The organism is Zafaria cholistanensis, from assembly GCF_008580665.1.
Lineage (GTDB): Bacteria > Actinomycetota > Actinomycetes > Actinomycetales > Micrococcaceae > Zafaria > Zafaria cholistanensis.
In genome coordinates this window covers 19,288-41,630 of sequence record NZ_BKDJ01000005.1, presented here as the reverse complement: position 1 = coordinate 41,630, position 22,343 = coordinate 19,288, and the positions used below count along the sequence as shown (strand labels likewise).

The 22,343-nt window shown below is 69.7% G+C and carries 20 protein-coding genes and 1 pseudogene; 12 read left to right on the top strand and 9 right to left on the bottom strand.

Annotated elements, in window-relative coordinates; translation table 11 throughout:
• Positions 1 to 54 precede the first annotated feature (54 nt).
• The gene (locus tag NCCP_RS06145) at positions 55 to 1,170 is read left to right on the top strand and encodes a hypothetical protein (RefSeq protein ID WP_149956373.1); all 1,116 of its coding nucleotides are present in this window, start codon (positions 55 to 57) and stop codon (positions 1,168 to 1,170) included.
• 23 nt (positions 1,171 to 1,193) lie between these two features.
• Here the strand turns inward: NCCP_RS06145 and NCCP_RS06140 are convergent, their stop codons facing one another.
• On the bottom strand, positions 1,194 to 1,862 hold the full coding sequence (locus NCCP_RS06140; protein ID WP_149956494.1) for an ABC transporter ATP-binding protein: 669 nt from the start codon (positions 1,860 to 1,862) through the stop codon (positions 1,194 to 1,196).
• Positions 1,863 to 2,033: 171 nt separating this feature from the next.
• A complete protein-coding gene (locus NCCP_RS06135) occupies positions 2,034 to 3,476 on the bottom strand; it encodes an ABC transporter permease (protein WP_149956372.1) in 1,443 nt (480 codons plus the stop codon).
• 219 nt (positions 3,477 to 3,695) lie between these two features.
• On the opposite strand from NCCP_RS06135, the gene NCCP_RS06130 reads away from it, so the two are divergent.
• Together NCCP_RS06130 and NCCP_RS06125 are read left to right on the top strand one after the other, a co-directional pair.
• Complete coding sequence (locus NCCP_RS06130; RefSeq protein ID WP_149956371.1) at positions 3,696 to 4,061, top strand: PRC-barrel domain-containing protein; 366 nt, start codon at positions 3,696 to 3,698, stop codon at positions 4,059 to 4,061.
• Positions 4,062 to 4,187: 126 nt separating this feature from the next.
• Positions 4,188 to 4,892 carry an IclR family transcriptional regulator gene (locus NCCP_RS06125; RefSeq protein ID WP_149956370.1) on the top strand — a complete coding sequence of 235 codons (705 nt, stop codon included), beginning with the start codon at positions 4,188 to 4,190 and terminating at the stop codon, positions 4,890 to 4,892.
• 269 nt (positions 4,893 to 5,161) lie between these two features.
• Here the strand turns inward: NCCP_RS06125 and NCCP_RS06120 are convergent.
• The 4 genes and pseudogenes from NCCP_RS06120 to NCCP_RS06105 form a co-directional block, all read right to left on the bottom strand.
• Positions 5,162 to 6,448 (bottom strand): annotated as a pseudogene (locus tag NCCP_RS06120) (MFS transporter); the annotation flags it as partial.
• A gap of 2 nt (positions 6,449 to 6,450) precedes the next feature.
• Positions 6,451 to 7,689 (bottom strand): NAD(P)/FAD-dependent oxidoreductase, encoded by a 1,239-nt coding sequence (locus NCCP_RS06115; RefSeq protein WP_149956369.1) that lies wholly within the window; start codon positions 7,687 to 7,689, stop codon positions 6,451 to 6,453.
• A gap of 2 nt (positions 7,690 to 7,691) precedes the next feature.
• Positions 7,692 to 8,015 carry a 2Fe-2S iron-sulfur cluster-binding protein gene (locus NCCP_RS06110; RefSeq protein WP_149956368.1) on the bottom strand — a complete coding sequence of 108 codons (324 nt, stop codon included), beginning with the start codon at positions 8,013 to 8,015 and terminating at the stop codon, positions 7,692 to 7,694.
• A 48-nt stretch (positions 8,016 to 8,063) separates the two neighbouring features.
• Entirely contained in the window at positions 8,064 to 9,344 is a 1,281-nt protein-coding gene (locus NCCP_RS06105) for a cytochrome P450 (protein ID WP_149956367.1), read from the bottom strand.
• Positions 9,345 to 9,476: 132 nt separating this feature from the next.
• Between NCCP_RS06105 and NCCP_RS06100 the strand changes: the two genes are divergently transcribed.
• The 3 genes from NCCP_RS06100 to rraA all read left to right on the top strand — a co-directional run bounded on the left by NCCP_RS06100 (position 9,477) and on the right by rraA (position 11,873).
• Positions 9,477 to 10,415, top strand: coding sequence for a LysR family transcriptional regulator (locus NCCP_RS06100; protein ID WP_225873709.1), 939 nt, complete (start codon positions 9,477 to 9,479; stop codon positions 10,413 to 10,415).
• Positions 10,416 to 10,494: 79 nt separating this feature from the next.
• Positions 10,495 to 11,349 (top strand): fumarylacetoacetate hydrolase family protein, encoded by an 855-nt coding sequence (locus NCCP_RS06095; protein WP_149956366.1) that lies wholly within the window; start codon positions 10,495 to 10,497, stop codon positions 11,347 to 11,349.
• A gap of 59 nt (positions 11,350 to 11,408) precedes the next feature.
• A complete protein-coding gene (rraA, locus tag NCCP_RS06090; protein WP_149956365.1) occupies positions 11,409 to 11,873 on the top strand; it encodes a ribonuclease E activity regulator RraA in 465 nt (154 codons plus the stop codon).
• Positions 11,874 to 11,917: 44 nt separating this feature from the next.
• Here rraA and NCCP_RS06085 read toward each other — a convergent pair whose 3' ends face one another.
• Positions 11,918 to 12,763, bottom strand: coding sequence for an HpcH/HpaI aldolase/citrate lyase family protein (locus NCCP_RS06085; RefSeq protein WP_149956364.1), 846 nt, complete (start codon positions 12,761 to 12,763; stop codon positions 11,918 to 11,920).
• A 105-nt stretch (positions 12,764 to 12,868) separates the two neighbouring features.
• Here NCCP_RS06085 and NCCP_RS06080 point away from each other — a divergent pair, with 105 nt between their 5' ends.
• Both NCCP_RS06080 and NCCP_RS06075 read left to right on the top strand, forming a co-directional pair.
• Entirely contained in the window at positions 12,869 to 13,165 is a 297-nt protein-coding gene (locus NCCP_RS06080; RefSeq protein WP_149956363.1) for a DUF503 domain-containing protein, read from the top strand.
• Positions 13,166 to 13,384: 219 nt separating this feature from the next.
• Entirely contained in the window at positions 13,385 to 14,869 is a 1,485-nt protein-coding gene (locus tag NCCP_RS06075; protein WP_149956362.1) for an amino acid permease, read from the top strand.
• A gap of 34 nt (positions 14,870 to 14,903) precedes the next feature.
• Here the strand turns inward: NCCP_RS06075 and NCCP_RS06070 are convergent, their stop codons facing one another.
• Complete coding sequence (locus NCCP_RS06070; protein WP_149956361.1) at positions 14,904 to 16,094, bottom strand: NAD(P)-dependent malic enzyme; 1,191 nt, start codon at positions 16,092 to 16,094, stop codon at positions 14,904 to 14,906.
• Between the two features lie 395 nt (positions 16,095 to 16,489).
• Here NCCP_RS06070 and NCCP_RS06065 point away from each other — a divergent pair, with 395 nt between their 5' ends.
• Positions 16,490 to 16,894 carry a helix-turn-helix domain-containing protein gene (locus tag NCCP_RS06065; RefSeq protein WP_149956360.1) on the top strand — a complete coding sequence of 135 codons (405 nt, stop codon included), beginning with the start codon at positions 16,490 to 16,492 and terminating at the stop codon, positions 16,892 to 16,894.
• Positions 16,895 to 17,048: 154 nt separating this feature from the next.
• On the opposite strand, the gene NCCP_RS06060 is transcribed toward NCCP_RS06065, so the two are convergent.
• Positions 17,049 to 18,368 carry an MFS transporter gene (locus tag NCCP_RS06060; protein ID WP_149956359.1) on the bottom strand — a complete coding sequence of 440 codons (1,320 nt, stop codon included), beginning with the start codon at positions 18,366 to 18,368 and terminating at the stop codon, positions 17,049 to 17,051.
• A 229-nt stretch (positions 18,369 to 18,597) separates the two neighbouring features.
• Here NCCP_RS06060 and NCCP_RS06055 point away from each other — a divergent pair, with 229 nt between their 5' ends.
• The 3 genes from NCCP_RS06055 (at position 18,598) to NCCP_RS06045 (ending at position 22,284) form a co-directional block, all read left to right on the top strand.
• Positions 18,598 to 19,431, top strand: a complete 834-nt coding sequence (locus NCCP_RS06055; protein ID WP_414727710.1) for an IclR family transcriptional regulator — start codon at positions 18,598 to 18,600, stop codon at positions 19,429 to 19,431.
• 124 nt (positions 19,432 to 19,555) lie between these two features.
• Positions 19,556 to 20,437, top strand: coding sequence for a shikimate dehydrogenase (locus NCCP_RS06050; RefSeq protein ID WP_149956358.1), 882 nt, complete (start codon positions 19,556 to 19,558; stop codon positions 20,435 to 20,437).
• On the top strand, positions 20,437 to 22,284 hold the full coding sequence (locus tag NCCP_RS06045; protein WP_149956357.1) for a bifunctional sugar phosphate isomerase/epimerase/4-hydroxyphenylpyruvate dioxygenase family protein: 1,848 nt from the start codon (positions 20,437 to 20,439) through the stop codon (positions 22,282 to 22,284). The genes NCCP_RS06050 and NCCP_RS06045 overlap by 1 nt, the downstream gene beginning before the upstream one ends.
• Positions 22,285 to 22,343 lie beyond the last annotated feature (59 nt).

Here is a 22,343-nt window from a genome sequence, read left to right as displayed (position 1 = left end):
CTGCGCCGTCCTCCCCGCCGTTTCCATTCCTCACCCCATCCCAGGAGTAGCCCAATGGCCAAGAACAACCAGCGCACCGGTGCCAAAGGGCCCTCGGGAACCGCCCCGCGCTCCCTGGGCGCCATGCGGGCCGACCGTGAGCTTGCCGGCCTGACCACACTGTTTATCGAGTGGTACGACGACGGCTCCGAGCCGGGGCTGGCCGAGGAAGCCCGCGTGGCCCTGAAAGTCTTCACCGCGGCCCTGGGCGGCTACTTCGACTCCGACCCGGCCGCCTCCGCGACCGCCTACCGCGCCGAGCTGCTGGCGGTGGTCCTGGACCGGCTGATCACCTCGACCTCCGACGACGACGTGGTGGACCACGCGGTCCGTTCGGCCCGGATCTTCACGCTCTTCCTTGAGGACACCGGCCGTTGGACCGGCACGGAGGAGGAGTTGGAGGAACTGTACCGGCTTTTCGACGAGGTCGAGTCGATGGCCTCCGACCTGCCGGAAATTCCGGAGGAGCACATTCCCGACATTGAGCCCGCCGCGCAGTTGGAGGTCCTGGCGAAGCTGCCGCTGGTGGCGGCCGCGGGGTCCATCCTGCGCTGGCTCGGCGACGGCAAGGACCTGGACGAGGAACTGATGCCAACCGCCCTGGACGAGGAAGCCGCCGCCGCCGCGCTTGCCGCCGACGGGGCCGCCGCCCTGCCCGTCGACCAACTGCTGGCCGTGCTGGAGGTTTCGGGGCTGGTGTCGATCGACGCGGAAACCAGGCGGGCTGTCCCCACCGGGGAGGCTGCGGAGTTTGGCACCGAGGCCGCCTCCGACGAGTCCCGCCGGGCCGCCTATGCCGCACTGGCGGTCGCCTACTACTGGATTGCCGTTACTGCGTTCAGCCCCGACCTGCCCCTGCTGCAGGATTCCAGCGAGCTGCTCGCCGTGGTGCTGGTTGCCGCCGCTTCGCCCACCCCGCCGACCGTCGAGGACCTGCTGGCCTCCTCCGACGGCGTGGGTGAAAGCGCCGACGACGTCGTGGCCGTCACGCACGGACGGCTGCTGGAACTGGCGCAGGCCGGGCTGGTGGACCTGGCCGAGGCCGACGGCGCCAGCGGGCCAATCACCCTTGCCCCGGCGCTGGTTCCGCTGCTTGCCGAGGCCCTGGACCGCGCGGCCGAGGAGGGCTGACCCCGGGCCCTGCGGGCCGGCCGTCAGGCGGCTTCGGTGACCCGCCCCGCGTTGATCCGCAACCGGCGCTGGGCGCGGCGGGCGACCGCCGAGTCGTGCGTGACCATGATGATGGTCAGCCCTGCCCGCCACAGGCCCTCGAGCAGGCCCACGATGTCATCGCGGGTGGCCTCGTCCAGGTTGCCGGTAGGTTCATCGGCCAGCAGCACCTTCGGGCGCTTGGCCAGGGCCCGGGCGATCGCCACGCGCTGCTGCTGCCCGCCGGAAAGCTCCCCGGGCAGGTGGGAGGCCCGGTCCTCCAGTCCCACGGAGGCCAGGGCGGCCGCCGCGCGGGAAGCCCGCTCCCCGGCAGCGACACCGAGCGGGGCCAGCCCCATCTCCACGTTCTCCTGCGCGGTGAGCGTGGGAATCAGGTTGTAGTGCTGGAACACGAACCCGATATCCCTGGCCCGGATCCGGGCCAGGTCGCGGTCACCAAGCCGGGAGGTCTCCTGGCCCGCCAGCATCACCGTGCCGGCGGTGGGCCGGTCCAGTGCGCCGAGCATCTGCAGCAGCGTGGACTTTCCGCCGCCGGTGGAGCCCTGGATGGCCACCAGCTGCCCGGCCGGGATGGTCAGATCCACGCTGCGCAGGGCATGCACGGTGCGGTTTTTCTGGGTATAGACCTTCTCCACGCCGGTCAGCCTAAACATCGGCACCGGCTCGGCCGCGGGGGCCAGCGGTGCGGTGCCGGGGGCCGCAACCGGGTCCGGTACGGTGGTCGCGTGGGTGGTTGCCTGTTCTGCCATCTCAGTCATCTCCTTGTTCCTGCGCAGGGACCTGCCCTCTTGCCGTGCCCCATTCATTGCCGTGCCCGCATTCATTTAGGCCACGCTCCGCAGCGCTGCCGCCGGACGCAGCCGCGCCGCGCGCCAGCCGCCCAGGACGCCCGCCAGCAGCCCGCCGGCGACGGCGGCCCCCACCGCGATCAGCATGACCGCCGGGGTCAGTGGAGCGTGGAGCACGACGTCGGCCGCGGCACCCGCCCGCTGGGCCAGGCCGCCGGGGCCGCCCGCGGGACCGGCGGCCTGGGCGCGTGCGGAGGCGGTCAGCGTTGGGGAGAACGCGTTAACCAGCAGGATGCCGGCCAGCCCCACCAGCAGGCCGGCAGCCCCGCCGATCAGCGACTGCACCAGGGACTCGCCGGCCACCTGCCTGACGATGCTGCCGTTGCGCCAGCCGATCGCCTTGAGCGTGCCGAACTCGCGGGTGCGCCGGGAGACGCCGGAAATGGTCAACAGGATGGCCAGCAGGAACGCGACGGCCAGTACTGCCGCCGACAGCCACGTGCCGAGGCTGGAGACCAGGCCGGACGCGGTGGAGAGGGAACCCGAGACCGAGGACGCAAGGTCTTCCTGGGTGTTGACGGTGTTTTCCGGCAGCGCAGCCTCGAGGACGTCCTTTAGCGTGGAGATCCGGTCGGAGGAGGCGGCCCGAACATACACGGTGCTGACCAGGCCGGCGGAGCCGGAGAGCTCCTGGGCCACGTCCAGCGGGATGTAGGCGTTGGAGGCGGTTTCGGCATCGGAGCCGGACCCGGCAACGATGCCGGCGACCTCGAATTCCTGGTCCGCGATGGTGATCGCGTCACCCACGGCCAGTTCCTCGGTGGTGGCGTAAGCGGAGTCCAGGACGGCTGTGTAGGTGCCGGCGTCGGAAGCCTGCAGCGTGCGGCCGTCCTGGAGGGTGGCCGAGGCCAGCGGCCCCACGCTGCCGGCATTGCCGTCCACGCCCATCACGGTGAACGAGTTCACGTCGAAGGACCCGCCGGCCCGGGAAGAGGCTGCCTGGCCCTCCTCGGCGCCTGAGGCCGCGGTCCCCGTTCCGGCGGTACCGCCGGCCTGCGGCAGTTCGCCATCGAAAGTCATGTTGGTCAGCGACAGCACGCCGGAGGCGGCCTCGACGCCGTCCTGCGCAGTGACGGTGCCCACCGCCGCGGCGTCGAAGGTGGCCGAGCCCCGGCCGGTGGCGAGGCGGGACTGGGAAACGGCGGTGGTGCCGTCTCCGGTGTCGCTGCCGTCCCCGGCGCCGAACTCGAAGCGCGGCCCGCGTTCGCCCTCGGCCGGCGGGCTCGGGGTGGCGGTGACCGTGACATCGGTGCCCACGCCGTAGACGGATTCGAGCGCGCCGGCCTGGGCATTCCTGACGCCCGCGGAGAGCGAGTTGACAATGATGACCAGGCCGATGGCCAGTGCCATGGCGGTGGCGATGATGGCGGTCTGTTTCCGCCGCCCTGACAGCTCGCGCCGCAGGTATCGTGCAAACATGGTGGGTCCCTTCACGCCCCGGTCCCTTGCCGCGGCCTGCTCCCCAACCTATGGAGGGGCTCTATGGCGGGACTTGGCCGGGACTGTGCCGGGGCTGTGGGTCCTTGAGCCCGGAGGGGGCAGGGAGGGGGTTGGCCCCGGGTGCGGGACGGACTAGGCTCGGCGGCGGGCAGCTTGACGCCCGTGCCGGAACGCCACCGACCCACCGGAGGGACCGCCATGGACCAGGAATTCGACTCGACGCAGGAATCCGACCCCACCGCAGCCGCACCCGACCAGTACGGCCTCCACGACCTGCAGGATGCGACGGTGTGGGATGCGGCGGACATGAAGCTGGGCACGGTGAGCCAGGTGGCCCTGGACGCCCTGGGCAAGCCCGCTTGGGTCTCTGTGCCGCTGGGGCTGATGCAGACCCGCGAAAAGTTCGTGCCCCTGGCCGGTGCCCGGCTGGTGCAGGGCGCGCAGGTGCCCGACCTGCACGTGGCCTACAGCTCCGACACAATCAAGGACGCTCCCGACACCGAGGGCAGGGACACGCTCGATCCGGCCGAGGAAGAGCTCCTGCGCCGGCACTACGGTCTTTAGCGGGGGTCATTAGCAGGGATCTCTGGCGGGGGTTTCAAGTGCGCCACCCGGTTGGCCCTGCGCTCCCGCACCTCGGGGACGGGACCCAGAAGGGGCCTGCGGGCCCGGGATGGCTACGATTGCTCCGTGACCGCCGAACCCGCCGAAACCAAGACCGCCTCCCGCACCGCCGGTTCCCAAACCCTGGCCCGGGGCCTGGAGGTGCTGCGGGCCGTTACCGCGGCCCGTGACGGGCTGAGCGTGGCCGAGGTGGCCGAACGGATCGGCATCCACCGCACCATTGCCTACCGCGCCCTGAACACGCTGGCCGACGCGCACATGGTCCATCGCGGCGAGGACGGGCGCTACCGCGGCTCCACGGGGCTGCTGTCCCTGGCCTCGGCGGCGCACCAGTCGCTGCGGGCGGCCGCGCTGCCGGTGCTCACGGACGCCGCCGAACGCTTGGGGGCCACGGTGGCGCTGATCGTGCGGGAAGGAAGCGACGCCGTCGCGCTCGCCGTGGTCTCCCCCACCGGCGGCACATACCACGTCGGGCTCTCCGAAGGCAGCCGGCACCCGCTGGGCCGCGGCGCGGCCGGGCACGCGATCATGGTCTCCGCCCCCGCGCTTCCGGGTGAGCCCGAGTCCGTCGCCAACGCCCGCCGGGACGGCTATGCGCAGACCTTTGGCGAGGTCGAGCCGAACATGTACGGACTGGCTGTGCCCATCCCCGAAAAGGACGCCGGGGTGCCGGCCTGCCTGAATATCATCACGGTGCGCCAGGACGTGGCGGCCAGCGCCGTGAAACCGCTGCAGGAAGCCGCCGCCCGCATTTCCCGCCGCCTGGCCTGACCGCACCCGCCACTTCGGCCCTTCCCGGCGGCAGGCGGGCAGGCCCGGGTGCCGGGCCCAGCCACCCTGGATGCGATCCTCGCCGCCATGTCCTTCACCGGAAAGCCCGGCGACGGCGCCCGCGGCAAGCCTCCGCGCCCTCCTGGACCTTGGGCGCGGCACCGGTAGCGGTTGCCGGTAGCGTGTGGCCCCTGACGGAAAAGGTTAAACGTCGGGGGCCACACGTGTGCCTGCGCACCAAGGGTGGGCCGGAGCGGAGGGCCGGGAAATCAGACGCGCACGGTCCCCCCGTCCGGGGTTCCGGCCGGAGTGCGGGTGTCGAAGATGGTGGCCCCAACCTCCTGCTCCGCCTGGTTGCTGATGGAGAGGTCGATTCCGCTGCGGTCGCGCAGGCTGAGTACGGCCAGGACGGACACGACCGTCATGCCCAGCAGGTAGACGGACACTGCGGTGGTGCCGCCGGTGGCCTGGACCAGGGCGGTGGCGATGGTGGGGGCGAAGGCGCCGCCGAGGATCGCGCCGAGGGCGTAGGAGATGGAGACCCCGGAGAAGCGGACGGAGGCCGGGAAGATCTCAGAGTACCAGGCCGCCTGCGGGCCGTAGCCCAGGCCCAGGCCCGCGGAGAAGATCGTCAGGGCGAGGTAGAGCATGGGCAGGGAACCTGTGTTGATCAGCCAGAACAGCGGGAACACTGTCAGGGCCTGGATACCGAAGCCGATCAGGTAGGTGTTGCGGCGGCCGATCTTGTCAGCGAGCAGGCCGGCCAGCGCGGTGAAGACGAACCAGCAGGCAGCCCCGAAGGTGATCGCCAGCAGGACGTCGGTGCGTTCCAGCCCCACGGCTTCGCTGGTGGCGTAGCTCGGGATGAAGCCGCCGGTAGCCATATAGCCGGCCGCGTTGTTGCCTGCGAAGACCAGCGCCGCCAGGATCACCAGCAGCCAGTGCCTGCGGAACAGTTCAACGATCGGAACCCTGGACTGCTGCTTCTTCCGGGCGATCTCCTCGAAGACCGGGGATTCGTCCACTGAGCGGCGGACGAAGTAGCCGACTGCGATCAGCACGATGCTCAGCAGGAACGGGACCCGCCAGCCCCACTCGATGAAGGCCTGTCCGGGGGAGATCCAGCCGGTCATGAGCGCGGTGATGCCGGCGGCCAGCAGCATGCCCAGCGGGACACCCAGCTGCGGGAAGGCGCCGGCGCGGCCCCGGCCGTCGCGGGGTGCATGCTCGACGGCCATGAGCACGGCTCCGCCCCACTCGCCTCCCGCGGAGATGCCCTGGAGGATGCGCAGCAGCAGGAGCATGACCGGGGCTGCGACCCCGGCCGTGGCGTACGTGGGCAGAACGCCGATCAGTGTGGTGGCAACGCCCATCAGGATCAGGGTGATGACCAGCATCGCCCGGCGCCCGATCTTGTCCCCGTAGTGCCCGGCCAGGAACGCGCCCAAGGGGCGGAACAGGAAGCTGATGCCGACCGAGGCCAAGGCCAGCAGGAGGGCAATGTCCTCGCCGGCCGGCTTGAAGAACAGCTCCGCGAACACCAGGCCGGCGGCAGTGCCTAGCGTCCGGCGGAGGCGGGGGCCTGCCCGAAGGCCTTGAGGCTGAACCCCCTGGCCGCCGCTTCCTCGAGGGTGGGCCCGTGTCCGGCGGCGAGGAGCTTGCGGGCGGCGATGTGGTCCGCCGGGGCGTTGACGGATTCCACGGCCGCCAGGGCGCCGTCGCGGAAGCAGAGGACGGAGAACTTCCCGGCGTCCGGGTCCCCCGCCATGATTGTCTGGTCCCCCGGGGCTGACAGGCCGGCGATCTGCAGGCGCAGCGCCCCTTGGACGGACCAGAACCACGGCAGGTCCAGGTACGCCCCGGTGCGGCCCATGATGGTGCCGGCGGCGTGGCGTCCCTGGTCAGTGGCGTTCTGCACCGACTCCAGGCGGGTGCGGGTCCCGGTGTGCGCGTTGGGGAAACTGGCGCAGTCGCCAACGGCCAGCACGGACGGGTCGGAGGTGCGCAGCGCCTCGTCCACGACGATCCCGTTGGCGGTCTCCAGTCCCGCCGCGGCGGCCAGGGAGTCGTTGGGCACGACGCCGATGCCGGCCACGACCAGGTCCGCGGGGTAGCGCTCCCCCGAGGTGGACACGGCTGCGGCGACCCGACCGTCCGGTCCGGCCTCGAAGCGTTCGATCCCCTCGTTCAGCCGCAGCCGCACTCCCATCCGGACGTGGGCGGCGGCGAACCACTCGGCCGTGACGGCGCTCAGCGCCCGGCCCATCGGGCGCGGGGCGAACTCCAGCACGGTCACCGTGGCCCCGTGGGCGCGGGCCGCGGCAGCGAATTCGAGCCCGATAAACCCGGCGCCGATCACCACCACGTTCCGTGCCCGCGGCAGTTCGGCATGCAGCGCCTGCGCATCGGGCAGGGTCCTGAGCCCGCGGATGCCGGGCAGCCCGGCGCCCTCGCACGCCAGGTGGCGGTTCGCCGCCCCGGTGGCCAGGACCAGGTGGCCGTAGCCGAGCCGGCGCCCGTTGGAGAGCACCACCTGCCTGCTGCCGCGCTCCAGCGCGACCGCGGCCACGCCGTCGTGCACGGTGATGCCCTTCGCGGCCAAAAAGCCGGGCCCGCGCAGCGGCAGCGGCGCGGCGTCCTTGCCGGGCACCAGGTAGTCCTTGGACAGCGGCGGGCGCTGGTAGGGGATGCCGGGTTCGTCCGCGACGATGTCGATGCCGTCCGCGTAGCCCCCGGCGCGCAGCGAGTCCGCAACCTGCAGCCCGGCCTGGCCTCCACCGACGATCACCACGCTCACGGCTACACCTGGTCCGCGGGGACGTCGACGACGATGCCGTCAAGGCCGGCATCGACGCTGATCTGGCAGCCCAGGCGGGACCGGTCGGTGCGCTCGGCGGTGGTGCAGTCAAGCATCTCGTCCTCGTCGTCGCCAATCTGCGGCAGCCGGCCGGCGAACTCGGGACGGACGTAGACGTGGCAGGTGGCGCACATGGCCTGGCCGCCGCACTCGCCAACGATGCCGTCCACGCCACTGGTGACGGCCGCGCGCATCAGGGTGGTTCCGTCTTCGACGGTCATGGCCTCGGCGGTGCCGTCGGGCTGGATGTAGGTGATGGTGGGCATGGGTTCTCCTGGTTCGGGGATGGTTTCGGTGCCGGCGTGGGGAAGGGGTCAGTCCCAGGCCACCGGCATGCTGGTCATGCCGCGGAAGACCCATCCGGCGGCGATGGCCGAGCCGGCCGGCTCCAGGCGCAGGTTCCGCAGCTCCGCGAAGGCCCCCGGCAGCGCGACCTGGGCGACCGAGGCGCGGCCGACCCAGGCGCCGGCGCAGAAGTGCTGTCCGCCGCCAAAGGCCAGGTGCGGCTTTTTGGCGCGCAGCACGTTGAAGGACTCCGGGTCCTCCCACACCTTGGGGTCGCGGTTGGCGGACCCGAGCACGACGCCGAGCTTCGCCCCGGCCGGCAGCCGGACGCCGCCCAGCACGGTCTCGCGGGTGGTCTGGCGCGGGTACATCCCGATCGGGGCGACCCAGCGCACCGATTCCTCGAAGGCCGCGGCCCACAGCTTGGGCTCGCTCCGGACCGCCTCCAACTGCTCCGGGCAGGACAGCAGGGCCCAGGCGGTGGTGGCCAGCACGTCGCGCGGTTCGTTCAGTCCGCCACCGATCGTCATCTTCAGGTTGGCGCGGATCGCCTCCAGCGGGATCGGCATGGAAGCCAGCCCGGAGAGCAGCGACGGGTCCGGCCGGTCCTTGAGGTAGACCAGCATCTCGTCGATCGCCGCATCGACCTCGGCGGAGGAGGCCGCAGCCTTGGCCCAGACTTCGGGGTCGTCGGCGTAGTTTCCGGTGCCGTCGATCATGGTCTGGCTCCAGCGCTGCAGGTCTTCCTGGGTGGCGTTGTGGAACCCGCAGATCAGACGGAGGTTTTCCGCCGCGTAGGGCGCGGCGTAGTCCCACACGAAGTCGGCGCCCGGGCCCTTGGCCTTGAGCTGGTCCAGGTAGCGGCGGTGGTTGCGCTCGAAGATTTCCATCCAGTGGTTCTTGATGGTGCCCGGGCGCAGGGTACTGCCATAGGAGTCCCGGTCCGCGCGGTGCTCCGGATCGTCCTTGCGCAGCATCGAGTGGCCCATGGCCCGCTTCATGAGCGAGCCCTCCTCGTTGGCGGAGAAGGTGTCCGCGTCCTGCTCGACCGTGTGGCAGGCGTCGTAGCTGACCACCATATAGCGGTTTACGGCCGGGACCCAGTGCACCGGGGCCTCGGCGCGCAGCCGGCGGTAGATCGGGAACGGGTCCTCGCGCAGGTCGGCGAGCGTGACCCAGTCGGCGACCGGCGCCTCGCGGACAGTTTCAGCGCCTTGGAATGCGGAGTCCGGTGCGGGGGAAGGGAGGGTTGCGGGAACCCGGGTGTTGGCGGCAAGGGCGGGAATGCCGCTGGCGGGCAGGGCCGTCATGTGATCCTCCTCGATCTGTAGTGCTGCCGGCGTGACCGGCGAAACTTAGCTTTGAGTGTGGTTTACGGCATAAACTCGGGTAAAGCGGGAGTTTTTGAGCAATATCCCCGCTTTTTCCGTGGAAGGGGTGGAATGTCCGGCTACACGCTGCGCCAGTTGGAGTGCTTCGCCGCCGTCGCCGAGCATGGCAGCATCGCGTCGGCGGCCCAGCGGCTGCTCCTGAGCCAGTCGGCGGTCTCCGGCGCGGTCGATGCGCTGGAGAAGGCCTTTGCCACGCAGCTGACGATCCGGCGGAAGGCACACGGGGTCGCACTGACGCCCTCGGGCCGCTATGTCCTGGAGCAGGCGCGCTCGCTGCTCAGCCAGGCCGAGGACCTGAGGCTGCATGCCTCCGATGCCGGCGGGCAGCTGCGCGGCGCGCTCGCCGTCGGCTGTTACAGCTCGCTGGCTCCAACGGTGCTGGCCCGGCTGATCGACCACTACACCGCCCTGCACCCGCTGGTGGAACTGGACTTCTTCGCCGGTTCGCAGCGCGAGGTGCGCCAGCGGCTGGACGCGGGAAGCCTGGACGCGGCCATCGCCTACGACATGTCGCTCCCGCCGGAGCTGGCCCGGCGCCGGCTCTACGATGCCCTGCCCTCGATCGTGCTGGCGGCAGACCATCCGCTGGCCGAACGGCCCGGGCTGACGCTGGGGCAGGTCGCGGACGAGCCGATGATCCTGCTGGATGTGGATCCGAGCCGCGAAAACACCATGATGATGTTCGCCGCAGAGGGCCTCCAGCCCCGCATCCGCTTCCGCACCACCGATTTTGAGGTCACCCGGTCCCTGGTGGCGCGCGGCATGGGATATTCGATTCTGGTGCAGCAGCCGGCGGGGGCACTCAGCTACGAGGGCAAGCCGGTAGTCGTGGTGCCGATCCTGCCCTCGGTGCGCAAGGTGCCGGTTTCGGCGGTCTGGCCCCAGGCGGCGCATCTGTCCCGCGCAGCCGCGGCTTTGGTCGAACTCGCCGGCGAGCTCTTCGCCGACCCGCATCCCCGGCCGTACCCCGACGGCGCGGACGGGACCTGAAGGGCGCCCGTGCGGGGCACGCCCGCCCGCTGGAACACCAAATGTCCGGGTGGCCGCGCGCACATGATGGGATGGCACTATGAAACTTGCCACGCTGCGCCGACCGGGCGCCCCCGACCAGACCTTCGCCGCCGTCGTCCGCGGGGACGCCGCCTTCGAACTCGCCGGGTTCCCCGACGTCGGGGCGTTCCTGGCCGCGCCTGCCGGGGCCCGGGAAGCCGCGCTCCAGGACGCCGGGAACGGGTCCTCCGACTCCGCGCTCCCGCTGGCCGGGGTTTCCTTCGCCCCCCTGGTCCCCGCACCCTCGAAGGTGTTCTGCATCGGCCTGAACTACCGCAACCACATCGCCGAAACCGGCAACGAAATCCCGCGCTACCCCACCGTCTTCACCAAGTTCGCCGATTCGCTCACCGGCGCCCGCGACCCCATCGAGATCCCCGCCGAGGACCACCGCATCGACTGGGAGGGCGAGCTGGCGATCGTCATCGGCGAACCCGGCCGCCGCATTGCCGAGGCGGACGCGCCGCGGCACATCGCCGGCTACGCGGTCTCCAACGATGTCTCCATGCGCGGCTGGCAGGGCCGCACCACGGAATGGACGCAGGGCAAGGCCTGGGAGGCCGCGACCCCGGTGGGTCCCTACCTGGTCACCCCCGACGAGTTCCCCGACGGCGCCCGGATCACCACCCGCGTCAACGGCGAGGTGGTGCAGGAGGATTCCACCACTGACCTGGTGTTCCCGCCGGCCGCGCTGGTTTCCTACCTCTCCACTATCGTGACGCTGCGCCCGGGCGACCTGATCCTCACCGGCACTCCCGCCGGCGTGGCCCTGGGCCGCAAGGACGCCGACGGCAGGTACCCGTGGCTGAAGCCCGGCGACGTGCTGGAGACGGAGATCGAGGGCCTGGGCTCCCAGCGCAACGTCTTCGTCTAGCGGTCCGGGCCCCGCGGGCCCCTTGCGCGTCCCCTCGCGGCAGCACCACGATGGGTGCCATGGACTTCACCACGTGCGATCTCTTCGACGCAGACGAGACCCTGCAGTCCGTCTCACTGCAACTGGCCAACTTCGGGGGGCGGGCGCGTTTCAGCGGCCCGGTGCGCACCGTCCGCTGCCACCGCGACAACGGGCTGGTGAAATCGATACTCAACTCCCCCGGTGCCGGCGCGGTGCTGGTGGTCGACGGTGGCGGCTCGCTGGAGTCGGCGCTGATGGGCGACATGATCGCGGAGGCCGCCCTGGCCAACGGCTGGGCCGGCGTCGTAATCAACGGCGCCATCCGGGACCGGGTGGCGCTCGCGGCGCTGGACCTGGGCGTGAAGGCGCTGGGATCCAACCCGCGCAAGTCGGCGAAGGCGGGAACCGGCGAGGTGGACGTGCCGGTGTCCTTTGGCGGGGTGATCTTCCACCCGGGGGCGATGCTGTGGAGCGACGAGGACGGGATCCTCGTCGCCCACTAGACAGCCCCGCCTGCTAGCCCGCGCCGCGGGCTAGCAGGTCACGGCTAGGCGTTCCATAGGCCGTAGGAGTCCGCGAGGTCCGCGATCTTTTGGGCACGGGCCAGGCGCGGGAGGTAGGACCCGTCCCCGACGGAGGCGCCGGCGGCGTGGGCGTCCAGCAGCTCGTGGGCCCAGCGCAGCTCGTCATCGCTCGGGGACAGTCCGTGGTTGACGGCCTCCACCTGCGCAACGGACAGGCAGAGCTTGCCGGTCATGCCCATCGAGGCGGTGACGCGGCAGTCCCCCAGCACCTCCGCCTCGCCGGCGCCCGCGGCGGCGGGGCCGTCGATGGCGCCCGGGAGCTGGCCGACCCGGGAGGCGACCACCAGTTTGCCGCGGGCATAGGCCAGCGCCATCGGGTCCTCGGAAACGCCGGTGTCCTTGCGGAAGTCGTTGGTGCCGAAGGCCAGCCGGAAGGTGCCCGGGGCGGAGGCGATCGCGGTGGCGTTTTCGATGCCGATGGCGGATTCGATGAGCGCGAGCACCGGGGTGCCGGCCTGCAGGCGCATGGCGGTGTAGGTCACCTGCTCCGGCTTCTCGGTCATGGCGAGCATGACCCCGCGCAGCCCGGGGGCCTTGGAGAGGGCGGAAAGGTCATCGCTCCAGAAATCGGTTTCAATGCCGTTCACCCGCACCCAGGCGGTCATGCCGCAGGAGAGCGCCTCCACGACGGCTTCCCGGGCCTCGGCCTTTTGCGCGTCCGGAACCGCCGCTTCCATGTCGAAGATGACCGAATCGGCCTCGGACGCCAACGCCGGAGCGTAGTCATCGGGCTTGGCGGCGTTCACGAGGAGCCAGGAACGGGAGAGCTTCGCCGGAAGGGATGCGGCGCGTCGGTTGCGAAAAGCCATGAAGTCCAGCCTACCTATTATTTCGGGGCCATGTTCCGCCGGACGGTACGCGCAAACGGGCCCGAAGGGGGTGTCCTTGGTATGCGCGGGGGCCATCATGGGTGCATGTGGATTGGATGGATCGAATTCGACCTGCTGCTCGGCGACGTGCATTCGCTGAAGCAGAAGCGTGCCGTGGTCCGGCCCCTGGTGGCCGAGCTGCGCCGGCGCTTCGACGTCTCCGCCGCGGAGACCGGCGAGCAGGACCTGTACCGCCGCGCCCGCGTGGGGGTGGGCCTGGTGGCCGCGGACCGCGCCCACCTGGTGGAGGTGCTCGACGCCGCTGAGCGCTTCGTCGCGGCGCGTCCGGAGCTGGAACTGCTGTCCGCCATGCGCCGCCTCCACTCCTCCGGCGACGAATAGGCGCCCCCGCCGAGGGTGACGGGCCGCCCGGCGCGCCTTGGCCCGGGGACCTGCGGCCGCGGCGGAACGCCGTTTGTTACGCGGGGGCGGCCGCCCCCGAAACCTCCCCAAAACCTTGCCGGACTATGGTTTTTTGGATTGCCCGCCGCTCCGGGCATAACCTCTACGAGGTTTTGTTACACGGGTCACACCCCCTGGCCCGCCATCGAGGAAGAATGCATGTCACACAAGTTCCCGGCGAACCCCGCCGTTGAAAACGGGGCGGGCGAGCCACACCTCGTACGCGCCCTCTCCAACCGCCACATCCAGCTGATCGCCATCGGCGGCGCCATCGGCACCGGCCTGTTCATGGGCTCCGGCCGCACCATCTCGGTCGCCGGCCCGTCCATCATTTTCGTCTACGCGCTGATTGGCTTCATGCTCTTCTTCGTCATGCGCGCCATGGGCGAGCTGCTGCTGAGCAACCTGAACTACAAGTCCTTCGCGGACTTCGCCGCGGACCTGCTGGGCCCGTGGGGCGGGTTCTTCACCGGGTGGACCTACTGGTTCTGCTGGGTGGTCACCGGAGTGGCCGACGTCATTGCGATCGCCGGATATTCCCAAGAGCTCCTGCCGGCGCTGAACACCAGCCTGCTGTGGATCCCGGCCCTGCTGTGCATCGCGATCCTGCTGGTGCTGAACCTGCCCACCGTCAAGGCATTCGGCGAGCTGGAGTTCTGGTTTGCCCTGATCAAGATCATCGCCATCGTGGCCCTGATCGTCACCGGCCTGGTCATGATCCTGGCCAATTTCCAGACCCCCGCCGGCACCGCCTCCTTCAGCAACCTCTGGAGCCACGGCGGCATGTTCCCGCAGGGCTTCATGGGCTTCGTCGCGGGCTTCCAGATCGCCGTGTTCGCCTTCGTGGGCATTGAGCTCGTCGGCACCGCCGCGGCAGAAACCAAGAACCCGGAGCACAACCTGCCCAAGGCCATCAATGCCATCCCCCTGCGCGTGGGACTGTTCTACGTGGGTTCCCTGATCATCCTGATGGCAGTCACCCCGTGGGACCAGTTCGTGGCCGGCCGCTCCCCGTTCATCGACACCTTCGCCCTGGCCGGCCTGAGCGCCGCTGCCCTGGTGGTCAACCTGGTGGTGCTGACCTCCGCGCTGTCCTCCGCAAACTCCGGCATCTATTCGACGTCCCGCATGGTCTACGGCCTGGCCCTGGAGGGCGATGCCCCCCAGCGGTTCGGGCGCCTGTCCAAGCGCCGCGTCCCGCAGAACGCGCTGTTCCTCTCCTGCATCCTGCTGCTCTCCGGGGTGGGCCTGCTCTACGCCGGCAACGACATCGCCACCGCCTTCGACATGGTCACCACCATCTCTGCGGTCTGTTTCATGTTCGTCTGGTCGATCATCCTTGCCAGCTACCTTGTGTACCGCAAGCGCCGCCCCCAGCAGCATGCCGCCTCGGCCTACAAGATGCCCGGAGGCATCGGTGCCGTGTGGATGGTGTTCGCGTTCTTCGCCTTCATCCTGTGGGCGCTGACCACCCAGGAAAGCACCCTGACCGCGCTGCTGTGGACCCCCGCCTGGTTCGTGCTGCTCGGCATCGCCTATGCACTCATGCGCCGTGGCCCGCGGCACCGGCAGCTGCGCGCGGAGCACGAGGCCAAGGTGGCCGCGGAACTCCGCGAGCTGGTCAACACCGGGGCGAACGCCTAAACGGGCCCCGACCGGAACGGCGCCGGCCGGCGGACTACGCTTGGGACGCCTTGGCGACCGCGGAGGCCACGGCTCCGGCCACGCGCGGGTCCAGCGGCGAGGGAACGATGTACTCGGAGTCCAGCTCGTCCTCTCCGACCAGCGAGGCGATCGCGGTGGCCGCGGCGATCTTCATCTCCGGGGTGATCCGGCGCGCGCCGGCATCCAGGGCACCGCGGAAGATGCCCGGGAAGGCCAGCACGTTGTTGATCTGGTTCGGGAAGTCCGAGCGCCCGGTGGCCACCACGGCGGCGTATTCGCGGGCGGTGTCCGGCATGACTTCCGGGTCCGGGTTGGAGAGGGCGAAGATGATCGCGCCCTCGTTCATGCCGGCCAGGTGATCCACGTCCACCTTTGCGGAGGAGACACCGATGAACACGTCCGCGCCTTCGAGTGCCTCGCGGGTGCCACCCATGAGGTCGTCCTTGTTGGTCTTGGCCGCATACTTGGCCTTGATGGAGTTCAGGTCGTCGCGGTTGCGGTGGATGATGCCCCTGGAGTCGAGCAGCAGCACATCGCCCAGGCCCGCGTTGATGAGGATCTCGGCCACGGCGATGCCGGCGGCACCGGCACCGGAGACGACGGCACGCATGCCGGCGAAGTCCTTGCCGACCACCTTCGCGGCGTTGGTCAGCGCGGCGAGGACGACGACGGCGGTGCCGTGCTGGTCGTCATGCATCACCGGGCAGTCCAGCGCCTCGATCAGGCGCTCCTCCAGCTCGAAGCAGCGCGGGGCGGAGATGTCCTCCAGGTTGACCGCTCCGAAGCTGGGGCGAAGGCGCACCAGGGTCTCGATGATCTCGTCGACGTCGGTGGTGTCCAGCACCAGCGGGATGGAGTCCAGGCCGCCGAAGTTCTTGAACAGGGCAGATTTGCCCTCCATGACCGGCAGGGAAGCGGCCGCGCCGATGTTGCCCAGGCCCAGCACCGCGGTGCCGTCGGAGACGACCGCAACCAGGCGCGAGGCCCAGGTGTGGGTGGCGTGCATGTCCGGGTTCTCGGCGATGGCGCGGGAGACCTGGGCGACGCCCGGGGTGTAAGCGATGGAAAGGTCCCGCTTGCTGTCCAGCGGCATGCTGCAGGCCACGGAGAGCTTGCCACCTTCGTGGGAGGCGAAGATTTCCTCGGTGGTGATGGGGGTCGAGTCGAGGCCGGAAACGGCTTGGATGGGGGTTTCGATGGACATGGCTGTCTCCTGGAGAAAGTTTCTGAGGACGGTACAGGCATGACGGGAACCATGGCGAAAACCAGGGCACTGATCCAACTGCACTTTTCCAACTGGTGATGCGATGTCACATGCGCAACCAGAGGACAAATGCGCGGTCCCGAGGAAATGGCGGCACCCCAAAGCGGGAATGCGGGCATCCTTGCCTGGCCCTGCGCGAGCCCTCCCGGGTGAAGGAGGCTGCGGCAGATGCAGTGGTCAGTACTTTCTTTAGACCGTGACCACCACGCTAAACCATTAACCGCCTTCGGCGCCACCCGTGGGCGAATTCCTGCCGCCGGGCGGAATTGGCCGGATAATCGCCGCCTTGGCGCACGGAACGGCCAAATGCCCCCATGTTGCGGCATGATTATGCCATGCCTTCGGAGACCACCGCGCTCGCCAAAACCACCCATCACGAGGCCCTCTCCCCGCCCGATGCCTCCCGGCTTGCGGCCGCCCTGGAGGAGTCCGGGGACACCACCATTTTCGTCAACGGCACCCTGGTGCGCCTGCCCGAGGCCGCGACCGCCGCCGTCCTCGACCTCCTGGCCCGGCTGGCCGCAGGCGAGGCGGTCACCGTCAGCACCGCCGAGCGCCTGCTCAACACCTCCCAGGCCGCCCAGTTGGCCGGAGTGTCCGTGACCTACATGCGCCGGCTCACCGACTCCGGAACGGTCCCCGTGGAGTACCGCGGAACGCACCGGCGCATTCGCCCGGCGGACGTCCTCGCGTGGGTCGAGGCCCGCAATGCCGCCCGTGCCGCTGAGGCCGCTCCTTGATGCCATAACCCGGATGATCCCTGAGGCGCCGCACGGCAGGATTGCCGAGCGTCCGCGGGAGGCGGTCCCCAATGGGTGCGCCCGCCACGCGGCATGCGTGGCGGGCGCTGGGGATGGAGCAGCTGATGAACGTGCGGGGACTACGCGCGTGCGGCTACTTGAGGCCGAGCTGCTTGGTGGGGACCTTGTAGGATTCCTTGGCCGTGAGGGCTGAGATCGCAGCGATGGCGCAGATGCTTGCGCTGAAGATACTGATCTGCACCCAGCCGCCGGGCTTGATGCCGCCCATGGCCGCGACGATTGCCGGGGCGAAGCCTGCCATCAGGAAGCCGAGCTGGGTGCCGATGGCCAGGCCGGAGAACCGCACCTTCGTGCTGAACATCTCGGCGTAGAAGGAAGGCCAGACGGCGTTGGCGCCCGCGTAGCCGCAGGAGAACATGCCGATGGCGGCCAGGAACATCAGCGGTACGCTGCCGGATTCCAGGCTGAGCAGGAACAGCGGCGTCAGAGCCGCGCTGGACAGGGCGCCGTAGATGAAGACGGGCTTGCGGCCGATCTTGTCCGCCAGCATGCCGAACAGCGGCTGGGTGCCCAGGGCCACGATGTTCGCGACAACCACGAGCCACAGCGTGATGGTGCCGTCCACGCCGGCAACGGTCTTGGCGTAGCTGATGGCAAGGGTGCCGAACACGGTGGAGACGGCGGCGATGAACGCGCAGCAGATGACGCGCAGGACGTCGCGCCAGTGGTCCTTCAGCAGATCGGCAACGGGGAGTTTGGAGATCTGCGCCGACTGCTGGGCTTCCTCGAAGGTCGGCGGCTCGTGAAGGGTGCGGCGGATGAAGAACGCCACCACAACCACCACGGCGCTGAGCCAGAAGGGGATGCGCCAGCCGATGCCGTACTTGATGTCGTCCGGCAGGGCGAGGACGGGAATGAAGACCAGTGCGGCGAGGATCTGGCCGCCCTGGGTGCCGGTGAGGGTCCAGGAGGTGAAGAAGGAGCGGCGGTTGTCCGGGGCGTGCTCCAGGGTCATGGAGGAGGCACCGGCCTGCTCGCCCGCCGCGGAGAGGCCCTGGCAGAGACGGGCCAGCACCAGCAGCGCCGGCGCCCACCAGCCCACGGTGTTGAAATCGGGCAGGCAGCCAATGAGGAAGGTGGAGGCGCCCATGAGGAGAAGGGTGAACATCAGGACCTTCCGCCGGCCGATCCGGTCACCGAAGTGTCCGAGGATCACGGCGCCCACGGGCCGTGCCACATAGGCGAACCCGAAGGTGGCGAAGGACATGATGGCGGCATTGGCGTCAGCGCTGGGGAAGAAGACCGTGGGGAAGATCAGCGCGGCAGCCGAACCGAAGATGAAGAAGTCGTAGTACTCGACGGCGCTGCCCAGGAAGCTGGCGAGGGCCGCCTTCTTGGGCGTCCCGGCATGCGTAACGGCGCCTGCTCCGGTGGACGGAAGTGTCTGGCTCATGGAGTTCCTTTATATGACGACATTGTCGCGGGCGTATCAGGGAATCGCGGCCGCCGCGGCCCTGGGTTCGGGCGGGGCATTCTGCGACTGGAGTCGGAAGACCCGGAGCGGGTAGCCATATGGTGGGAGCTACTTGTGCGATACAGCAATGATGGATGTGGCGACTGTCACCTGTCAAGAAAGTAATCACTGTCTGGAAATTGCTCTCATTATGTGGCAACATCAACACATGAGTGTGAACCCAGCCACAGTGGGCAATGACGTCCCTGCCGATCTTTCCGGCGGAAAAGCCGGCAGGAAGAAGGAGCCGGCCGGCACCGACATGGTGGGCAAGGCGCTGGGCCTCCTGGTCCTGCTGGGCGATGAGCCCCGTGGGGCCAGCGCTGCTGAAATCAGCCGGCGGGCCGAGCTGCCGTTCAGCACCACCTATCGCCTGCTCGGTTCCCTGACCCGGGACGGGTTTGTGGACTACGAGCCGGACGGCCGGCGGTACCACCTGGGCCTGCGGGTCTTCCAGCTGGGGCAGCGGGTTTCCAATCACCACGGTTTTGCCGGCACCGCGATGCCCGTGCTGCGCCGCGTCACCGAGCGGACGGGGGAGGCCACCATCCTCAGTGTCCGGGACGGCCACCACCACCTCACGGTGAACAAGGTGGACGGGCCGCAGATTTTCCGCGTCACCAGCGACCCCGGGCACCTCGGCTCCCTGTCCACCACCGCCGTCGGGAAGGCCCTGGTTGCTTTTGCCGAGGATGCTGAGCGCGAGCGGCTGCTGGAGGAACTGCCCCTGGAGGCCCTGACCGAAAAGTCCATCACGGACCGGGAGGCCTTCCGTGCCGAAATCGGCAACGTCCGCCGCCGGGGCTATGCCGTCATGGATGAGGAGAACGAAATCGGCATGCGCGCCGTCGCCGTGCCCCTGCTGAACAGCCAGGGCCACGCCTTCGCGTCGCTGGCAGCCGCCGTGCCCGTCTTCCGCCTCAGCCTGGAGGAACTCGAAGCCCATGTCCCCCTGCTGCAGGAGGCTGCCGCGGAGCTCGCGGCCCGACTCCCGCAGCGTTGACCTTGCCCCCAAGTTCGCAGATCAAGCGCCAATGCGCTGAATGAACTTTTGCTGTACCGCAATTTTCCCCACTGGAGTCCCGCCTCGCGGCCGGCCCGGTGCCATTATCGAAGGAGCTGCACGGATGAGTCATCGAACTGAGTCCTACCTGGTGGGACTGGTTGGAGACGGCGTAATGCCGTCACTCACCCCGCCCATGCACGAACGCGAAGGTGATGTGCAGGGCCTGCGCTACCTGTACCGGCCCATCGACCTCCTGGAGCTGGGCCTGCCCGGCGAGTCCGTGGGCCAAGTGCTGCAGAGCGCCCGAACCCTGGGCTTCAACGGCCTGAACATCACCCATCCCTGTAAGCAGCTGGTCCTGCAGTACCTGGATGAGGTGACCCCGGACGCCCAACGGCTGGGCGCCGTCAACACGGTCGTCATCCGGGATGGCCGCTTCATCGGCCACAACACCGACTTCTCCGGCTTCGCATCCGCCCTGGCCTCCGGCCTTCCCGGCGCCCGGTTGGACCGCGTGCTGCAGCTTGGTGCCGGCGGTGCCGGCTCCGCGGTCGCCTACGCCCTGCTCACCGCCGGGGTTCGGAGCCTGGAGCTCGTGGACATGGACCTGGAGCGGGCCGCCGCGCGGGCCGAAGAGCTGTCCCGCTTCTTTCCTGGAGCCACGGTGACGGCGCGGACGCCGGCGGAGCTGCCGGGACTGATGCCGCTGGTGGACGGCCTGGTGCACTGCACGCCGGTGGGCATGGCGGCCCACCCGGGCACCCCCCTTGACCTGGACCTGCTGGAACCCCGCCACTGGGTGGCGGACATCGTTTACCGCCCCATCGAGACCGAACTGGTCCGCGGCGCGCGCGCCAAGGGCTGCGAAGTCTTGGACGGCGGCCGGATGGCCGTGGGCCAGGCCGCTGACGCGTTCCGGATCTTTACCGGCCTCCGCGCCGACCCGGACCGCATGCGATCGCACTTCCTGGAGCTTGTCGCGGCCGAGGAGGTGGCCGCCTGATGCGCACCTCCATCGCCACCGTCTGCATCAGCGGAACGCTTGAGGACAAGATGCTGGCCTGCGCCCGCGCCGGCTTCGACGGGATCGAGATCTTCGAGCAGGACCTGCTGGTTTCCCCGCTCTCCCCCGAGGAGATCCGGGCCCGGGCCGCAAGACTGGGCCTGACCCTGGACCTCTACCAGCCGTTCCGCGACTTCGAGGGCGTGGAGGAGGAGGTGCTGCGGGAAAACCTGCGCCGGGCCGAGGCAAAGTTCCGGCTGATGAACCGCCTGGGCATCGACACCATGCTGCTGTGTTCGAACGTGGCCACGGCGACGATCGACGACGACGCCCTGGCCGCCGTCCAGCTCCGCCGGCTCGGGGACCTGGCGCAGTCCTACGGCGTCCGCATCGCCTATGAGGCGCTGGCGTGGGGGCGGTTCGTGAACACGTACGGGCGCTCCTGGGAGATCGTCCGCGAGGCTGACCACCCCGCCGTCGGACTGTGCCTGGACAGCTTCCACATCCTGTCCCGCGGCGACGACCCGGCCGGAATCGAGCAGATCCCCGCCGCCAAGATCTTCTTCGTCCAACTGGCCGACGCCCCGGTCCTCTCCATGGACATCCTGTCCTGGAGCCGGCACTACCGCGTGTTTCCGGGTGAGGGCGGCTTCGACCTGGTCGCGTTCATGGAACACCTGGTCCGTTCCGGCTACGACGGGCCGGTTTCGCTGGAAATTTTCAACGACGTCTTCCGCCAGTCCGACGTCGAACGCACCGCGGTCGACGGCCTGCGCTCGCTGCTGTGGCTGCAGGACCGCGCGGCCACGGGCCTAAAGGGGGAAACCCACCCGATGCAGCTGCGGGCCATGCCCGACGTGCGGCCCCCCGCGGGCCTGGACTACGCCGAAATCCGGACCGGGGAGCCCGAGTCCGCGGCCCGGATGCTGGCCCAGCTGGGCTTTGAGTTCTGCGGCCAGCACCGCCGCAAGCCCGTGCAGCTGTGGGCGCAGGGGGACGTGCGCGTCGTCCTCAACGGCCAGCGCGCTGACGGCGCCGCCCCGGCCATCTCCGGACTGGGCTTCCAGGTGGAGGACCCGGACGGGGCCGTGGAGCGGGCCATCCAGCTCAAGGCCAGCCCGGTGGCGCGCCACCACACCGCAGATGAGCAGGAACTGCGCGGGGTCGGCGCTCCGGACGGCACGGAGGTGTTCTTTGCCCCGACCTCGCAACGGCCCGCCTGGATGGAGGAATTCGGCGCCGGCACCCATTATCCCGGCGGGCAGGGCCCCAACGCCCTGGTGACGCGGATCGACCATGTGAACCTGGCCCAGCCGTGGCAGTCTTTCGACGAGGCCGTGCTGTTCTATGAGAGCGTGCTGCGGCTGGAGACCCGCCCGGCAACCGAGGTCCCCAGCCCCATGGGCCTGGTGCGCAGCCAGGTCATGCGGACCGGGGACGGCTCCGTGCGCCTGGCCCTGAACATCGTGCCCCACGGACTGGAAGCCGCACCCTCGGGCCCGGGGTCCTACCCCGAGCACATCGCCTTCCACACCACAGACATCCTGGCCGTCGCCCGCCGGGCCGTCGCCGCGGGCATGCACTTCCTGCAGGTCCCGCAGAACTACTACGAGGACCTCGCCGCCCGCTACCCGCTGGACCCCGCAACGCTGGCCACGCTCCAGGAACTGAACCTGCTGTACGAACGGGACGGGGAGGGGGAATTCCTCCACTTCTATACGGAGACCATCGGGAACCTGTTCCTGGAGGTCGTCGAACGCCGGCACGGCTACGAGGGCTACGGCGCGCAGAACGCTCCGGTCCGCCTGGCCGCCCAGTTCGAGCGCAACCGCCTGCGGCGCCGGTAGCCGGCCCCGGGCCGGTGGAGCCCACCGACGCCGCGGAGGCCGCCACCACCCGCCTGCTG

Excerpts from the sequence above, each read along its gene's own strand:
- NCCP_RS06045 (WP_149956357.1), top strand. The coding sequence starts at position 20,437 with ATGCGCACCTCCATCGCCACCGTCTGCATCAGCGGAACGCTTGAGGAC.
- NCCP_RS06100 (WP_225873709.1), top strand. The coding sequence starts at position 9,477 with ATGTCCGGCTACACGCTGCGCCAGTTGGAGTGCTTCGCCGCCGTCGCC.
- NCCP_RS06110 (WP_149956368.1), bottom strand. The coding sequence starts at position 8,015 with ATGCCCACCATCACCTACATCCAGCCCGACGGCACCGCCGAGGCCATG.
- NCCP_RS06135 (WP_149956372.1), bottom strand. The coding sequence starts at position 3,476 with ATGTTTGCACGATACCTGCGGCGCGAGCTGTCAGGGCGGCGGAAACAG.
- NCCP_RS06095 (WP_149956366.1), top strand. The coding sequence starts at position 10,495 with ATGAAACTTGCCACGCTGCGCCGACCGGGCGCCCCCGACCAGACCTTC.
- NCCP_RS06130 (WP_149956371.1), top strand. The coding sequence starts at position 3,696 with ATGGACCAGGAATTCGACTCGACGCAGGAATCCGACCCCACCGCAGCC.
- NCCP_RS06070 (WP_149956361.1), bottom strand. The coding sequence starts at position 16,094 with ATGTCCATCGAAACCCCCATCCAAGCCGTTTCCGGCCTCGACTCGACC.
- rraA (WP_149956365.1), top strand. The coding sequence starts at position 11,409 with ATGGACTTCACCACGTGCGATCTCTTCGACGCAGACGAGACCCTGCAG.
- NCCP_RS06075 (WP_149956362.1), top strand. The coding sequence starts at position 13,385 with ATGTCACACAAGTTCCCGGCGAACCCCGCCGTTGAAAACGGGGCGGGC.
- NCCP_RS06140 (WP_149956494.1), bottom strand. The coding sequence starts at position 1,862 with ATGTTTAGGCTGACCGGCGTGGAGAAGGTCTATACCCAGAAAAACCGC.
- NCCP_RS06145 (WP_149956373.1), top strand. The coding sequence starts at position 55 with ATGGCCAAGAACAACCAGCGCACCGGTGCCAAAGGGCCCTCGGGAACC.
- NCCP_RS06050 (WP_149956358.1), top strand. The coding sequence starts at position 19,556 with ATGAGTCATCGAACTGAGTCCTACCTGGTGGGACTGGTTGGAGACGGC.
- NCCP_RS06065 (WP_149956360.1), top strand. The coding sequence starts at position 16,490 with ATGCCTTCGGAGACCACCGCGCTCGCCAAAACCACCCATCACGAGGCC.
- NCCP_RS06085 (WP_149956364.1), bottom strand. The coding sequence starts at position 12,763 with ATGGCTTTTCGCAACCGACGCGCCGCATCCCTTCCGGCGAAGCTCTCC.
- NCCP_RS06080 (WP_149956363.1), top strand. The coding sequence starts at position 12,869 with ATGTGGATTGGATGGATCGAATTCGACCTGCTGCTCGGCGACGTGCAT.
- NCCP_RS06105 (WP_149956367.1), bottom strand. The coding sequence starts at position 9,344 with ATGACGGCCCTGCCCGCCAGCGGCATTCCCGCCCTTGCCGCCAACACC.
- NCCP_RS06055 (WP_414727710.1), top strand. The coding sequence starts at position 18,598 with ATGAGTGTGAACCCAGCCACAGTGGGCAATGACGTCCCTGCCGATCTT.
- NCCP_RS06060 (WP_149956359.1), bottom strand. The coding sequence starts at position 18,368 with ATGAGCCAGACACTTCCGTCCACCGGAGCAGGCGCCGTTACGCATGCC.